General features: G+C 70.2%; 13 protein-coding genes. 1 reads left to right on the forward strand and 12 read right to left on the reverse strand.

Annotated features, from left to right (window positions below; genetic code table 11):
* Positions 1-41: 41 nt before the first annotated feature.
* Positions 42-1,604: a GGDEF domain-containing protein gene (locus tag LR394_RS42850; RefSeq protein WP_331283054.1), complete on the reverse strand. Its 1,563-nt coding sequence runs from the start codon at positions 1,602-1,604 to the stop codon at positions 42-44.
* Entirely contained in the window at positions 1,601-3,211 is a 1,611-nt protein-coding gene (locus tag LR394_RS42855; RefSeq protein ID WP_231440518.1) for a GGDEF domain-containing protein, read from the reverse strand. Before LR394_RS42855 ends, LR394_RS42850 begins: the two co-directional genes overlap by 4 nt.
* Positions 3,212-3,750: 539 nt before the next feature.
* On the opposite strand from LR394_RS42855, the gene LR394_RS10565 reads away from it, so the two are divergent.
* The gene (locus LR394_RS10565) at positions 3,751-4,770 is read left to right on the forward strand and encodes an aldo/keto reductase (protein ID WP_231440610.1); all 1,020 of its coding nucleotides are present in this window, start codon (positions 3,751-3,753) and stop codon (positions 4,768-4,770) included.
* Here the strand turns inward: LR394_RS10565 and LR394_RS10570 are convergent.
* The 10 genes from LR394_RS10570 to rapZ form a co-directional block, all read right to left on the reverse strand.
* Positions 4,767-7,070, reverse strand: a complete 2,304-nt coding sequence (locus LR394_RS10570; RefSeq protein WP_231440519.1) for a FlgD immunoglobulin-like domain containing protein — start codon at positions 7,068-7,070, stop codon at positions 4,767-4,769. The two genes, LR394_RS10565 and LR394_RS10570, sit on opposite strands and share 4 nt — an antisense overlap.
* A gap of 146 nt (positions 7,071-7,216) precedes the next feature.
* Entirely contained in the window at positions 7,217-8,146 is a 930-nt protein-coding gene (locus tag LR394_RS10575) for an LLM class flavin-dependent oxidoreductase (protein ID WP_231440520.1), read from the reverse strand.
* Positions 8,147-8,231: 85 nt separating this feature from the next.
* Positions 8,232-8,582, reverse strand: a complete 351-nt coding sequence (locus LR394_RS10580) for an RNA polymerase-binding protein RbpA (RefSeq protein ID WP_331283055.1) — start codon at positions 8,580-8,582, stop codon at positions 8,232-8,234.
* A 51-nt stretch (positions 8,583-8,633) separates the two neighbouring features.
* A complete protein-coding gene (gene secG, locus LR394_RS10585; RefSeq protein WP_231440521.1) occupies positions 8,634-8,888 on the reverse strand; it encodes a preprotein translocase subunit SecG in 255 nt (84 codons plus the stop codon).
* Positions 8,889-9,037: 149 nt separating this feature from the next.
* A complete protein-coding gene (gene tpiA / locus LR394_RS10590) occupies positions 9,038-9,838 on the reverse strand; it encodes a triose-phosphate isomerase (protein WP_231440522.1) in 801 nt (266 codons plus the stop codon).
* Positions 9,838-11,049 carry a phosphoglycerate kinase gene (locus LR394_RS10595; RefSeq protein ID WP_231440523.1) on the reverse strand — a complete coding sequence of 404 codons (1,212 nt, stop codon included), beginning with the start codon at positions 11,047-11,049 and terminating at the stop codon, positions 9,838-9,840. The genes tpiA and LR394_RS10595 overlap by 1 nt, the downstream gene beginning before the upstream one ends.
* A 4-nt stretch (positions 11,050-11,053) precedes the next feature.
* The gene (gene gap / locus LR394_RS10600; protein ID WP_231440524.1) at positions 11,054-12,061 is read right to left on the reverse strand and encodes a type I glyceraldehyde-3-phosphate dehydrogenase; all 1,008 of its coding nucleotides are present in this window, start codon (positions 12,059-12,061) and stop codon (positions 11,054-11,056) included.
* Between the two features lie 298 nt (positions 12,062-12,359).
* Positions 12,360-13,340 carry a DNA-binding protein WhiA gene (whiA, locus tag LR394_RS10605; RefSeq protein WP_231440525.1) on the reverse strand — a complete coding sequence of 327 codons (981 nt, stop codon included), beginning with the start codon at positions 13,338-13,340 and terminating at the stop codon, positions 12,360-12,362.
* A gap of 132 nt (positions 13,341-13,472) precedes the next feature.
* Positions 13,473-14,483 carry a gluconeogenesis factor YvcK family protein gene (locus tag LR394_RS10610; RefSeq protein WP_231440526.1) on the reverse strand — a complete coding sequence of 337 codons (1,011 nt, stop codon included), beginning with the start codon at positions 14,481-14,483 and terminating at the stop codon, positions 13,473-13,475.
* Positions 14,480-15,508 carry an RNase adapter RapZ gene (gene rapZ / locus LR394_RS10615; RefSeq protein WP_231440527.1) on the reverse strand — a complete coding sequence of 343 codons (1,029 nt, stop codon included), beginning with the start codon at positions 15,506-15,508 and terminating at the stop codon, positions 14,480-14,482. Before rapZ ends, LR394_RS10610 begins: the two co-directional genes overlap by 4 nt.
* Positions 15,509-15,582 lie beyond the last annotated feature (74 nt).

Raw genomic sequence — 15,582 nt, forward strand, 5'->3', positions numbered from 1 at the left:
GATAGACCGGTCGCGGCCGCGAAACTCATCGGTGGGCGGACTCAGTGGCCCCGTACCCGGTTTCGTCCGGCTGATTTGGCCTCGTACAGGCGAGCATCCGCGCGGGAGAGCAGGCTGGCCCGGGTGTCGCCGGGCCCAGCGACGGCGGTGCCGGCGCTGAAGGTCACCACCCGGCCCGGGGTGAGGCCGGACCAGTCCTGCGCCTCGATCTGGACCCGGGCCCGTTCGGCGACCTCGCGAACACCGCGGGCAGCGTCTGCCATCACCAGCAGCAGTTCCTCGCCGCCCAGCCGGGCCGCGAACGACGGCGGGCCTCCGGCCTCGCTGACGCAGGCCTGCAGGACCCGGGCCACCACCCGCAGCACCTCGTCGCCGACCTGGTGCGAGAACGTGTCGTTGATGGACTTGAAGTGGTCCAGGTCGATCAGGGCCACGCCGATCGAGTCCGCCTTCTCCAGCAGCTGGTTCAGGTGTTCCTCGACGTAGAGCCGATTGCGCAGGCCGGTCAGCGGGTCCCGGCGGGCCTCCTCCCGGTACCGCGCGGCCTCCTCGCGGGCCTTGTCGGTCTCGAAGAGGGTCTGGCGGGAACGGGCCGCGGCCTCGCGCTGGGCCGAGAGCAGTTCCTCGTACGCGGTGTGAAATGTCTTGTAGGCGTGAAAGGCGCCCTCGAAGTTGCCCAGGTCGGCGAGCACCTCGGCCTCCTGCTCGAGGATGCGCACCTTCACCCGGCCGTGGCCTTCCGGGCCGCAGGCCGCGCGGGCCCGCCGCAGGGTGTGCCCGGCCTCGGCGGCCTGGGCCAGGCGCCGTTGCGCCACGGCCAGCGTGAGCAGGTACTCGGGCGGCGCGTCGGCGACCTTCGTGTCCATGGCCGCCGTGGCGTCCACTGCTTTCTGGGCGGTTTCGGCGGCGGCCCGCGGATCGCCGCTCAGCAGGTGCACATTGGCGATGGTGTCCAGGAAACCGGCGTTCAGCGGCCGGTTGTGCCTGCGGCTGAGTTCGGTGAGCACCTCGGCCTGGGCCTGCGCGTCGGCCGCATCACCGGCGGTGAGCGAGCTGTAGGCCCGGTTGTTCGCGACCAGAATGCTCATGTGGATGTCGCCCTCGGCCAGTTCGGAGGCGCGGGAGTACCAGATCAGGCTGTCCTCGCGGGCTCCCAGGTCGTCGAGCAGGTCGGCGCCGGTGAGCATCACCCGGGTGCGCAGGCGGCGGGAGACCTCCGGGCCGAAGGCGGCGACCGCGTCCATCACGCATTCCAGGGCCGCGGCCTGGTCTCCAAGGTCGTTGTAGACCCGCGACATCACCCAGGCCCCGCGCACCACGAGTTCCGGTTCCAGGGGAGCGCCGCTCTCCCGGCTGCGGTTGACCAGCTCGGCGGCGGTGGCCTGATGCCCTTCCCGGCCCGCGGCCTCGGCCTGCCAGATCAGCGAACTGGCCACCGCGGCCGCATCACCCAGGTCCTCGGCCTGCTTCTGCAGTTCGTGCGCGAGCTTGCGGGCCTGCGAGGGCTGGGAGCCGATCAGCTCGTCCAGCGCCGCGAGTTCGGCCCGGATCCGGGCCGGTTCGCCGGGCACCCCGGTCAGGAGATCCTGCTGGCCCTCGCTCACCCGGCACCCGACGTCTTTCCATCGGTGCAGATCCGGTTGCGCCCGGCCGATTTCGCCGCGTACAGCTGGGCATCGGCCCGGGCCAGCAACGACGAGCGGGTGTCCTCCGGGCCGGCGGTGGCCATTCCTCCGCTCAGCGTCACGATCCGGCCGGGGGTGATCTTCGTCCATGGGTAGTTCTCCACCGACCGACGCAGACCGTCGACGATCGCCAAAGCCTGCGCAACGTCTGCGGTCACCACGATCAGCAGCAGCTCCTCGCCGCCCAGGCGCGCCGCGAACGATCCGGCCCCGGGCGCCTCGGCGGCCTCTTCCAGCAGAGTCGCCACGATCCGGAGCACCTCGTCGCCGACCTCGTGCGAGAAGGTGTCGTTCACCAGCTTGAAGTGGTCCAGGTCGAGCAGCGCCACGCTGACCTGACCCGGCGCCGTCAGCTGGTCGTCGAGCAGGCCGGGCAGGCGTTCCTCCACGTACAGCCGGTTGCGCAGGCCGGTCAGCGGATCCCGCCGGGCCTCCTCCCGGTAGCGCGCCGCCTCCTCGCGGGCGGTGATCGTCTCGTAGATCGTCTGCCGGGCCTTGGCCTGGGCCTCACGCTGCTGGTAGAGCAGTTCCTGATCGGCCGCGTAGAACGCCTTGTGGGTCTGGAAGGCAGCCTTGAAATCCCCCAGCGCGGCCTGGACCTCGGCCTCCTCCTCGAGAATCCGGGCCCGGGTGCGGGCGTAGGCCTCGGTCCCGCACATCTGCCCGGCGCGTTTCAGCGTCGCCGAGGCCACCTCGGGCAGGCCGAGCTGGCGCTGCGAAACGGCGAGGGTGAGCAGGTACTCGGGCAGCGCATCGGCGACCTTCGTCTCCAGCTGCTGGGCGGCGTCCACCGCCTGCTGGGCGGTCTCGGCGGCGGCGCCGGGATTGCGGCGCAGCAGATGGATCCGGGCGATCGTGTCCAGCGCATCGGCGTTGAGCGGGCGCTGGTAGCGGGTGCTGAGCGTCATCAGCGCCTGGGCCTCGTGCAGCGCCACCTGGGCCTCGCCGGCCTCCAGAGCGCCGTAGGCCCGGTTGTTGACCACCAGCATGTGCATCCGGCCGTCCCCGACCGCCAGTTCCTCGGCCCGGCCGTACCAGATCAGCGAGTCCTCGCGGGCACCGAGCTCGTCGAGCAGGTCACCGACCTTGATCAGCACCCGGGTGCGCAGCCGGCGCGAGACGTCCTCACCGAAAGCGGCCACCGAGTCCATCGCGTGTTCCAGGGCGGCGGGCCGGTCGCCGAGGTCGGTGTAGACCCGGGACATCAGCCAGGCGGCCCGCACCGTGTGTTCCGCGCTGAGCGGGGCGAAGGCGTCGCGGACCTGGTTGATCAGGACCGACGCGGCGGCCGGCTCACCGTCGCGCTGAGAGGCCTCGGCCTGCCACAGGATCGCGCTGACGGTGGCGTCGTGATCGGCCAGCTCCTCCGCCCGGGCCCGCAGCGCGGTGGCCTGCCGGAGCGCACCGGCCGGATCGAAGCCGACCACGTCGTCCAGGGCCGCCAGCTCCTGGGTCAGCTGGGCCGGGGTCAGCAGTACGGCCGGCGGTGAGGGAGTCACCGTCAGGCCGTCACGGGGTTGCTTCACCTCGATCACACCCCGCGCCTTCCTGAAGATCTGCTCATGAGGACCATCGGTCGCTGGAATGCCGTTCTTGACCGGTCAGGCCCGCTGCCCGCCGCCGTGGTGCATCACAGTTCGACCGCGTCCACCCTCCCCCGGCTCCGGGACGAGCACTTCTCCAGAACTGTCCCGGCGATCAGTACGCACCGTGTCATTATGGCTGCCGCCACCCCGAATGCACGGTCAGTGCGCGTTCAACTTTCACGAATTCCGTACCGGTTTCCCCGCGGCCCCCGCGTGCCTCAACCGTGCCGGTGTCCGACCCCCACCAGCAACCTTGCGGGCCGAGCCGGGCATTCGTCAATGCCCGGCGCCGACCGGACCGGATCCCAATTGTTGGACGCCTGCCAAGACTTTCGGGCAAGGCAAGACTTTCGGGCAAGGCAAGACTTTCGGGCCAGGGCGGGCGTCCGCGGTCCGGCCGGCCGTTTCCGGTGCGGCCGGAAAGAACGGGCGCGGCCCTGCCGCCCAGCCGGATCCGGGTGCTAGCGTCCGGACGGGTGATGGATTTTCGGACTTTGGGTCATTCCGGCTGCTCGGTCTCCTCGCTCTGCCTGGGCACGATGACGTTCGGCGACGAGAGCGACGAGGCCACCGCGCACGCCATGCTCGACCGGTACGTCGAGGCCGGCGGCAATTTCATCGATACCGCGGACGTGTACAACGACGGGCGCTCCGAAGAGATCGTCGGCCGCTGGCTGAGCCGGCGCGCGGCCGACGTCGTGGTCGCAACCAAGGCCCGTTTCCCCACGGACGACTCTCCCAACGGGGTGGGCCTGTCGGCGCGGCACCTGAGTTCCGCGCTGGACGCCTCGCTGGCTCGGCTGGGTGTGGAGACCATCGACCTCTACCAGCTGCACGCCTTCGACCCGCACACCCCGATCGACGAAACCCTGCGCACGCTGGACGGTTTCATCCGCTCGGGCAAGATCCGCTACTACGGCCTGTCGAACTTCACCGGGTGGCAGCTGACCAAGCTGGTGCACCGCGCCGCGGCCCTGAACATCCCGGCCCCGGTCACCCTCCAGCCGCAGTACAACCTGCTGGTGCGCGAGATCGAGTGGGAGATCGTGCCGGCCGTGCTCGATGCCGGGATGGGCATGCTGCCCTGGGGCCCGCTGGGCGCCGGGTGGCTGACCGGTAAGTACCAGCGGGACCAGCGCCCGGCCGGGGCAACCAGGCTGGGCGAGAATCCGCAGCGGGGCATGGAGGCCTACGACCGGCGCAGCACCGAGCAGACCTGGGCCGTGGTGGAGGCCGTGCAGCAGATCGCCGGGCAACGCGGAGTTCCGATGGCCCAGGTCGCCCTGTCCTGGGTGACGAACCGGCCCGGGGTCACCGCGTCGATCCTCGGCGCCCGCACGGTGGAACAACTGGAGACCAACCTGGCATCGGCCGGACTGAACCTGACGGCCGAGGAGACCGCCCACCTCGACGAGGTCAGCCTGCCCAAGGTGGCCGACTACCCCTACGGAGAGCTGGGCATCGTGCAGCGCAGCCGCAAATTGTCGGGAGGTCGTTAGACCTTGCTGATCTTCAAGGTGCCGGTGATCTTCTTCTCTCCTCGGATGCCGATCGCCGCCCCCTCGCCGTCTTTCGCCTCAGCGGTGAGTTCCCAGCTGTAGCTGCCGTTGGCCAGGGCCTTGCCGGCGCCGTTGCGCCCGTCGAAGACCAGGTCGCGGATGCTGCCGTCCGGCCCGGTGCCGGTCAGCGTGCGCAGGGTGCTGCCGGTCCGGGTGCTGCGGATGGTCAGCTTCACCTCGTTGACCGGCTTGGACAGGTCGAACTGGGGCGTCCAGGTGTCGGCCCGGCCGTCGCCGTTGGGGGTGAAACCGGCCGGGGCGAACGTACCGATCAGCCTCGGCCGGTAGGGCACCGCGTAGCTGCGGTAGACCACCACGGCCCCGGTGCTGACCCGCCGGGCCAGGTAGTGGTCGTCCAGCCGGATGGTGCGCCCGGCCGCGGCGTAGGCCCACGGCACGGACTTGGCGCTGTTCAGGTTCAGCGTGTACGTCTTGGCGTTCGCGTTCCAGGCCAGCGTGCCCTCGCCGCTGGTCAGCTCGACCAGCGGGCCGGTGATCTTCACCTTGCGCACCTTGCTGGAACTCAAGTTCCGCACGCTGAGTTCGCGCCCACCGGACTGCCAGGCCACGGTGTTGCCCCAGATCGTCACCTTCGGCGAACTGACCTTGCTCGAGGCCAGTTTGCCGGGATTCTTCTTGGACTTCGGCCGGTCCAGATCCCGCAGCCAGATATCGGTATCGCCGTTCTTGGCCCGCTTGGTGTAGACCAGCCGGGGCCCGTAGAGATCGTCGTTGCCGGACCAGGTGAACAGCTCACCGGCCGCGGCGCCCGGCCGGGAGTAGATCTGCCGGCCCGCGGCGTCGAACACGTGCCCGGCGGAAATCATGTAGGGCCCGGAAAGATTCGGATAGCGGTCGTCGCTCTCCCCGGTGGGCTGGAACGACCACTCCTGCTTGATCGTGGCGCTGGTCCGGCCCCGGTCGAGCAGGCGCCAATTGAACCAGCCTCCGGTGAACTGGTCGCTGACCACGCCCCGGCCGGCCGAGAACGACATGCTGCGGGCCGGATCGCCCGGCAGGAAGGCGGTTCCGTAGTCCAGCTCGACCTCGTCGCCCAGCACCGGCCGGCCCAGACCGGTCACCGGCCTCGACCAGACATGCATGGGCGTGGGCCGGGCCAGCGGATAGTTGTCCTCGTTGTCGAAGATCGGGTTGTCGGAGTAGTACACCCGCCCGGCCGCCATCGAGATGCCCCAAACCGGTGCGTCCGGTGCGTCCACAGTGGCCACCCGGGTCGGCGTCGTGCCCTCGACCGTGTACACCCCCGCGTCCTGGCCGCGGCCACCGACGCTGAAGAGCCAGCGCGAGCCGTCGGCCCGCAACGATCCCGATTCGTCAGGCAGAACAACGGTTTCCACCGCGCCCGAGGTGGAGACGGTGCGCAGCCGCCAGTTGTCCTTGCTCTTGTACACGTAGCCGATCCCGTCGGAACCGGCCACCTTCTGGGCGTTGTCGGCCCAGTCGTCCGTTTCTTCGTACGTGGTCACCGGGCCGCCGGAACGCGCGCGGATCTTGATGGGCTGAGGCTCACCCACGGTCTGGTTACGCCACCAGGTGATGGTGGTGGGCGAGATGTCGTACCCCAGGATCCCGGCCTTCTCGGTGGCCACCCGTTCTGTTGTTCCGCTCGTGAAATCGACCAGGTCCAGATGGGTCTCGCCGTCCGTGCCGCTGGTCTGGGCCAGCAGGCCGTCGGTGGTCAGATCGAAGCCGTAGCTGTTGGGCGGGACCTTGGCCAGGCGGGTGGCCGCGCCGTTGTCGAAGCGGGTGGAGACCAGATAGCCGTCGGCCGTACCGATCCAGCTGTCCGCGGTGAAGGCCAGCGGGCGGGAGGTGACGGTGCCCAGAACGGCGTCGACCCCGGTGACCACGTTGAGCCGGTGCATCTCGTAACGGGTGGGGTTGCCGGGCTGGTCGAACACGTAGCCCAGCTGCTGACCGACCACCCCGAGGAAGGTGACGTCCCACATCCGGTCGGCGGGCACCGGCAGTTGGCGCTCCACCAGTTGCTCGCCGTTCGCGCTGGTGAAGATGCCGTAGCCACCGCTGACCGGCTTGGCGACCTGCGCCGCGTAGCCCTCGGCGGAACCCCCGAGCAGCGTGATCGAGACCTGTTCGGTGGGATGCAGCGGTACCGGCGTGGAGTTGTCACTGGCCTGCGCCGACGGTGTGGTCAGGGCGAGGACCAGCGCGGTGACCGCGGCCGCCGTGAGCGTTCTTCTGCCTGCACGATTCGTCATCTCGCCCCCACTTCGTCGTGAGCCACCATTGTGACCACGCGATTACCAAAAGGAGCGGGATTCCACTCTTCGGGAGCACTTCCCAGCCGAGCGGGCGATGCCCGGGCGGGGCAGACGCCCGAGGCGCCCACCCCGTCCTGGCGGCTCTACGGCGCGAGCAGCGGCCGGACCTCCTGCCCCAGGAACCGGATGAAACCCTCGAGGTCGGGCTCGTCCGAGGTGGGCTGCAGGATCACCGTGGTGCAGCCGAGCCGGTGCAGGCGCCGCACATCCGCCGCGACGGTGGCCGCGTCACCGGCGACTCCGTTGCCCGGCCCGGGCTTGCGGCCCCAGATCGGCAACTCGGCGTCGACCCGGGCCTGAGCATCCGGACCGGTGGCGGCGATCTGGCCGACCGAGATCTCGTGCCCGACGCCGGCCAGCGCCGGTGCCTTGGCCTGCACGCCCTCACGCACCAGTTGCACGCGCTCGCCGAGCTCGGTGTCCGACCCCGCGAAGCTGAGCATCGAGCCGTCGCCCACCTCACCGGTCAGCTTCAGCGTCTTCGGGCCTTCTCCCCCGACCCACAGCTTCGGCGGGGTGAGCGGCGGCCAGTCCAGCTTCACGTCGGTCAGGTTGACGTACTTGCCCTCGACCGTGACCTTCTCGCCGTGCAGCAGCCGGCGCAGCGCGTCGGAGTACTCACGCAGCAGGGTCAGCGGAGAGGCGGCCCGGTTGCCGACCTGGCCCATCCAGCTCTGCACGCCGTGCCCGACCCCGGGCAGCACCCGGCCCGGGAACATCCGTTCCAGCGTGGCGATCTCCATCGCCGTGAGCGCGACGTTACGTAGCGGCGCGGGCATCAGGCCGATCCCGACCCGGACCCGCTCGGTCCAGGCCAGCGCCGCGGCCGCACTGGCCACCCCGCTCTCCTTGAAACAGTCCTCCCAGACCCAGAAGTCGTCCAGACCGGACTCCTCGGCGGCGACCACGAGGGAACGCAGGCGCTCGGGCGGGACGACGGGGACGAAGGCGACTCCGAGCCGAGGCTGCCCGGACGACGCCGCTGTCGTGCTGTTGTCTGCCGTGGAAGTCATGACGCCCATCCAACACCCCAAACGCGACGATCGGCCCCCGGCACAGTGCCGGAAGCCGATCGGGAAGCAGAACCTGCGGTGGAACTCAGCGAATGATGCGGCGCGAGCGCAGCGAGCTCAGCGCCTCTTCCAGGATCGCCTGGCCGTCGGCGTCGCTACGACGCTCCTTCACGTAGGCGAGGTGCGTCTTGTACGGCTCGTTCCGCGGCGGTGAGGGCGGGGCGTTGCGGTCCTGCCCGGCCGGGAAACCGCACCGAGGGCAGTCCCAGGTCTCCGGCGGCTGGACCCCGGCCTCCTCGGCGAAGCTCGGCTTGGTCTCGTGCTTGTTGGCGCACCAGTAGGAGATGCGCATACGGGGCGCTGTGTCGCCCCGCTCCGCCTCGCCCATCGGCCCGGCGCCAACTCGGCTGCCGCGGATAGCGTTGCCACTCGCCACCGTGAATCCTCTCCTTCAGTACCCGGACTCGCGCCGGTTGCCGTATGTCGTTCAGAACGCGTCGGGGAAGAACCTGTAGATCAGGTTCAGCAGGACGATGACGATGCCCCAGGTGACGCCGATCGCGATCGTGAACCGATTGAGGTTGCGCTCGGCGACCCCCGAGCTGCCCATGCTGGAGGACATGCCGCCACCGAACATGTCCGACAGGCCGCCACCCCGCCCCTTATGGAGAAGGATCAGCAGCGTCAGGATCAGGCTGGTGATGACGAGAAGCACCTGAAGGCTCAGGCGTAGCACGGACACGCGGACCTCTATCTCGTTTGCTTGGTTTGGTCAGGATGCTCAGAAAGCAGTCTCGAGACACAGCGTAGGCGATGCGCGGCCCCGGATCGGACAGATCCGGGGCCGCGCGCCGCGTGATACGCGGTTTTTACCAGACCTAAGCGTGTGCCTCAGGCTGTCTTATGGTCCCGATAGCGGACAATCGACGCGAAATCACCCGGATCGATCGACGCCCCGCCGACGAGAGCCCCGTCGACGTCTTCCTGCGCCATGATCGCCGCGACGTTCTGCGCCTTGACCGAGCCGCCGTACAGCACCCGGACCGCAGCCGCGACGTCGGCCGAGTACAGCTCGCCGAGCCGCTTGCGGATCGCCGCGCAGACCTCCTGCGCGTCGTCCGGGGTGGCCGTCTCACCGGTGCCGATCGCCCAGACCGGCTCGTACGCGATCACGATCGAGGCCGCCTTCTCGGCCGGCACCTCGGCCAGGTCGGCGTCCAGCTGGGCCAGGACGTGCTGGACCTGACGGCCCTCCTTGCGCACCTCCAGGCCCTCGCCGACGCAGACGATCGGGATCAGGTCGTGCCGAAGGGCCGCCTTGGTCTTGGCATTGACCACGGCGTCGTCCTCGGCGTGGTACTGCCGCCGCTCGGAGTGCCCGACCACCACGTAGGTGCACTTCAGCTTCGCGAGCATCGCACCGGAGATCTCTCCCGTGTACGCGCCCTTGTCGTACTGCGACAGGTCCTGTGCGCCGTACTTGAAGCCGAGCTTGTCGCCGTCCACCAGGGTCTGCACGGAGCGCAGGTCGGTGAACGGCGGCAGCAGCGCCACCTCGACGGCGTCGAAGTCGTGCTTCGCGTCGTCCAGGGTCCACGCCAGCTTCTGCACCAGGTGGGCCGCCTCGAAGTGGTCGAGGTTCATCTTCCAGTTCCCCGCCATCAGCGGGGTCCGGCCCTGTGCGGTGGCCATCAGCTCTCCAGAACGGTCAGGCCCGGGAGCGTCTTGCCCTCGAGGAACTCCAGGCTGGCGCCGCCACCCGTCGAGATGTGGCCGAAGCCCTTCTCGTCGAAGCCGAGCGTGCGCACGGCCGCGGCCGAGTCGCCGCCACCGACCACGCTGAACGCGTCGCCGTCGACCAGGGCCTGAGCCACCGCACGGGTGCCGTGGCTGTAGGGCTCCATCTCGAAGACGCCCATCGGGCCGTTCCAGAACACCGTCTGGCAGTCGGCCAGCTTGCTCGCGAAGAGCTTGCCCGACTCCGCCCCGATGTCCAGGCCCAGCCGGTCGGCGGGGATCTCCTCGGCCGCCACGGTGGAGTGCTCGGCGTCGGCCGCGAAGGCCGCGGCCGCGACCACGTCGACCGGCAGCACCAGTTCGACGCCCTGGGCGGCCGCGCGCTCGATGTAGCCGCGCACGGTCTCCAGCTGGTCCTCCTCGAGCAGGCTCTTGCCCACCTCGTGGCCCTGGGCCTTGAGGAAGGTGAACACCATGCCGCCACCGATCAGCAGCCGGTCGGCGGTGTTCAGCAGGTTGTCGATGACCCCGAGCTTGTCGGAGACCTTCGACCCGCCGAGCACCACGGCGTAGGGCCGCTGCGGGGTCTCGGTGAGGCGCTTGAGCACCTCGACCTCGGCCAGCACCAGACCGCCGGCGGCGTGCGGCAGCTTCTGCGCTACGTCGTAGACGCTGGCCTGCTTGCGGTGCACCACGCCGAAGCCGTCGCTGACGAAACCGTCGGCCAGAGCGGCCAGCTGGTCGGCGAAGGCGCCCCGCTCGGCGTCGTCCTTGCTGGTCTCCCCTGCGTTGAACCGCAGGTTCTCCAGCACCAGGAGCTCGCCGTCACCGAGGGCGGCGACGGCGGCCTGGGCGGCCTCGCCGACGGTGTCCTGCGCCAGGGAGATCGAAACCCCCGGCAGCAGTTCCTTGGCGCGCTCCACCGCGGGAGCGAGCGAGTACTTCGCCTCCGGAACGCCTTTCGGGCGGCCGAGGTGGGCGACGACGATGACCTTCGCGCCCGCGTCCAGGAGCCGCTGCCAGGTCGGCAGCGACGCCCGGATGCGACCGTCGTCCGTCACCGCGCCGGTCTCCTTGTCCAGCGGCACGTTCAGGTCGCTGCGGACCAGAATGCGCTTGCCGGCAAGGGTTCCCAGCTCGGCGGTGAGGTCGTCGATGGTCTTCATGAAATCAGAGACCGGTACCGACGAGCGTCACGGCGTCGACGAGGCGGTTGGAGTAGCCCCACTCGTTGTCGTACCAGCCGACGACCTTGACCTGGTTGCCGATCACCTTGGTGAGGCCGGCGTCGAAGATCGTGCTGTGCGGGTCGGTCACGATGTCGCTGGAGACGATCGGGTCCTCGGTGTACTTCAGGATGCCCTTGAACGCCTCGGTCTCGGCGGCCGCCTTGATCAGCGCGTTGACCTCTTCGACGGTGGTCTCGCGACCGGCCTCGAAGGTCAGGTCGGTGGCCGAGCCGGTGGGGACCGGAACGCGCAGCGCGTAGCCGTCCAGCTTGCCCTTCAGGGCCGGGATCACGAGCGAGATCGCCTTGGCGGCACCGGTGCTGGTGGGCACGATGTTCAGGGCCGCGGCGCGCGAGCGGCGCAGGTCCTTGTGCGGGCCGTCCTGCAGGTTCTGGTCCTGCGTGTAGGCGTGGATCGTGGTCATCAGACCCTTTTCGATGCCCAGCTCGTCGTTCAGCACCTTGGCCATCGGGGCCAGGCAGTTCGTGGTGCAGGAGGCGTTGCTGACGATGTGGTGCTTGGCCGGGTCGTACTCGGTGTGGTTGACACCGAAGACGATGGTCAGGTCCTCGTTCTTGGCCGGGGCCGAGATCAGGACCTTCTTGGCGCCGCCGTCGATGTGGGCCTTGGCCTTGGTGGCGTCGGTGAAGAAGCCGGTGGACTCGACCACGACGTCCACGCCGAGGTCCTTCCAGGGCAGGTTGGCCGGGTCGCGCTCGGCCAGCACCTTGATCTTCTTCTCGCCCACGACGATCTCGTCACCGGAGACGGAGACCTCGGCGTCCAGACGGCCCAGGATCGAGTCGTACTTGAGCAGGTGCGCGAGGGTCTTCGTGTCGGTGAGGTCGTTGACGGCAACGATCTCGATGTCCGCACCGGCCGCCCGGGCAGCGCGGAAGAAGTTACGGCCGATCCGGCCGAAGCCGTTGATGCCAACGCGAACAGTCACTTCTCGTTTCCTCTCGTCATCCACATCGCACCGGGCTGACCGGTGCTGCTCCTGTGGTGTGCAGCACTCACCCTACGGGGTGGCTTTCTACGACGGATGTCCAGACAGACCCTGTGAGGGTCCCGTGTCCGGACCCTTGTTCCGGCTGGTGATCCCGGGACCAACGGGCCATGAATCAGGGACGACCGACACATGGCACGCTGGTCGGAGCGGGTCCGGCGGGTTTTCAGCAGAGCTCAAACCGACGGACGCTCGTCCCCGGCACCGGTAGCCGGCTCGCCTGGATCCTCCAGGCGACTCAGGCGTCCAGCATGTCGGGCGTCAGGTTGGCGTCGGTGCCGGGTACGCCGAGATCGGCGGCCCGCTTGTCGGCCATCGCCAGCAGGCGCCGGATCCGGCCCGCCACCGCGTCTTTCGTCATCTGCGGCTCGGCCAGCTGGCCGAGTTCCTCGAGGCTGGCCTGCTTGTGGGCCAGCCGCAGCTTGCCCGCCGAGCGCAGGTGCTCGGGCACGTCCTCGCCGAGGATCTCCAGCGCCCGCTCCACCCGGGAGCCGGCCGCCACCGCGGCCCGGGCCGAACGCCGCAGGTTCGCGTCGTCGAAGTTGGCCAGCCGGTTGGCGGTGGCCCGCACCTCGCGGCGCATCCGGCGCTCTTCCCAGGACATCACCGCGTCGTGGGCGCCGAGCCGGGTGAGCAGCGCGCCGATCGTGTCCCCGTCGCGGATCACCACCCGGTCGACCCCGCGCACCTCCCGGGCCTTGGCCTGGATGCCGAGCCGGCGCGCGGCGCCGACCAGCGCCAGGGCCGCTTCCGGGCCGGGGCAGGTGACCTCGAGGGCGCTGGAACGGCCGGGTTCGGTGAGCGAGCCGTGGGCCAGGAACGCACCGCGCCAGGCCGCCTCGGCGTCGCAGGTCGCGCCGGAGACCACCTGCGGGGGCAGCCCGCGGACCGGGCGGCCGCGGCCGTCGACCAGACCGGTCTGGCGGGCCAGCGACTCTCCGTCACGGATCACCCGGACCACGTAGCGGCTGCCGCGGCGCAGACCGCCGGGCGCCAGCACCACGATGTCGCTGTTGTGCCCGAACACGTCGCTGATGTCCTTGCGCAGCCGCCGGGCGGCGGCGGCCGTGTCGAGCTCGGCCTCCACGACGATGCGGCCGCCGACGATGTGTAGCCCACCGGCGAACCGGAGGGTGGCCGATACCTCGGCTTTGCGGCAGCAGGGCTTGGTGACCTGCAGCCGACTCAATTCGTCTTTGACCAGTGCCGTCAATGCCATGAACAGCATCTTGCCACCGCGCGCAAGCATGGTTCGTGAACTTGTGAAACCGGCGGGCGCCGGATGGTCTCCGGGGCCCGGGCCGGGCACCGGCGCCCCCGCAGGGATCGGCCCGGCGCCCGGCCGGCGGGCTCAGGCGTTCAGCGTGATCGAACCGCTGAACAGATCCCGGTAGGCGGCGGCCAGCCGGAGCGGGTCGTGCCGGGGCGTGCCGTCACCGATTGCTACGTCGCGGGTGACGAGGACCGCACCCATCCCCTGGGCCGCGGCGACCAGCGAGGCCTCGTCCTCGATCTGCGAGGGGTCGACCAGCACCGCGTCGATCCGCAGTTCGGGGGCGTGCGCGGCGAGCACCTCCAGATGCTTCTCCGGGGAGAAACCGTCGGTCTCCCCCGGCTGCTGGCCTAGGTTGAGGGTCAGGCAGATCCTGGAGTCGGTGCGCGAGAGGGCCCGGGCCAGTTCGGGCACCAGCAGGTGCGGTAGCACGCTGGTGTACCAGGAGCCCGGGCCGAGGACCGTCCAGTCCGCATCGCGCACGGCGGCCAGCACCTCCGGCCGGGCCGGCGGGTCGTTCGGGCTCAGCTGCACGCCGATCACCCGGCCGGGGGTGGTGGCCACGGCGACCTGCCCGCGCACCGTGGTCAGGCCGCCCGGGTCGTCCGGGTCGATGCCCAGCACGGTCGCCTCGATGTCCAGCGGCACCGCGGCCATCGGCAGTACCCGGCCCCGGGCCCCGAGCAGCCGGGCCACCCAGTCGAGCCCGCTGACCGGGTCGTCGAGCAGTTCCCAGAGCGTGACGATGAGCAGGTTGCCGAGCGCGTGGTCGTGCATCGCCCCGGCGCTGGCGAAGCGGTGCTGCAGCACGTCTCTCCACAGCAGGCCCCATTCGCTGTCGTCGCACAGCGCCGAGAGGGCCATCCGCAGGTCGCCCGGGGGGAGAACCCCGAACTCGCGGCGCAGCCGGCCCGAGGACCCGCCGTCGTCGGCCACGGTGACCACTGCGGTCAGCCGGTCGGTGAGGTGCCGCAGCGCCGACAGGGACGCGGCCAGGCCGTGACCGCCGCCGAGGGCGACCACGTTCGGGCCCCGACTGCTGCTGACCGAGGGGACGCTCGGCCCGCGGCCGGGGGTGGGAAGGGTCACTCTCGCCCCAGATCACGGTGCACGGTGGTGACGGCGACCCCGTCGCCCTCCAGCTTCTGGGACAGCAGCTCGGTGATCGCCACCGAACGGTGCTTGCCGCCGGTGCAGCCCACCGCGATCGTGGCGTAACGCTTGTTCTCGCGCACGTACCCGGCCAGCACCGGCTGCAGGGCCAGGGCGTAGCGCTCGACGAAGTCGGCGGCCCCCTCCTGGGACAGCACGTAGTCGGCCACCTCCTGGTCGAGGCCGTTGTGCGCCCGCAGTTCCGGCACCCAGAACGGGTTGGGCAGGAAGCGCATGTCGACCACCTGGTCGGCGTCCAGCGGCAGGCCGTACTTGAAGCCGAACGACATCAGCAGGATCCGGATCGCCGGGTCGCCCGCGTCGCCGAACAGCGCGATGATCTTGCTGGCCAGCTCGTGCACGTTCAGCCGTGAGGTGTCGATCACGGTGTCGGCGTTGCCGCGCAGCTCGCCCATCACCCGGCGTTCCTCGCGGATGCCGTCGAGCGGGGCGCCGTCACCCTGCAGCGGGTGCGGCCGGCGCACCGACTCGAACCGGCGCACCAGGGTCTCGTTGGTGGCGTCCAGGAACAGCAGACGGGTGCGGATGCCGCTGTTCTCGGCAGTGGAGACCGCATCGGCCAGGGCGCTGAAGAAGGACCGGCCGCGCACGTCCACGGCGACCGCGATCCGCGGCACCCGCGGCTCGGCGGTGGCCGCGAGCATGGCCAGCTCGGCGATCAGCTGGGGCGGCAGGTTGTCGACCACGTACCAGCCGAGGTCCTCCAGGGCCTTGGCCGCGGTGCTGCGCCCGGCACCGGACATGCCGGTGATGATCAGCAGCTCGGACGAGGCCGCGGGCCCGGGGGCCGGGCGGCCGTCCGGGCCGGCGCCGGCTTCGGCGGCTGCTTCGGCGGCGGGGTCGGTGGCGGGCACGTGGTGGGACGAAGCCACCGTTTCCGCGATCGCGGGCACCGTGGACTCCGAGCCCGTCGACTCGGACCCCTCCGGGGTGCTGGTCACCTTGCGTCTCCAAATCTCGTCGGGGGCCACCGCCGGTCCGGCGGTGCTCCGGGTCCAGGACCGGGTTTGTCTCT

The organism is Kineosporia babensis, assembly GCF_021129305.1.
Classification (GTDB): Bacteria; Actinomycetota; Actinomycetes; order Actinomycetales; family Kineosporiaceae; genus Kineosporia; species Kineosporia babensis.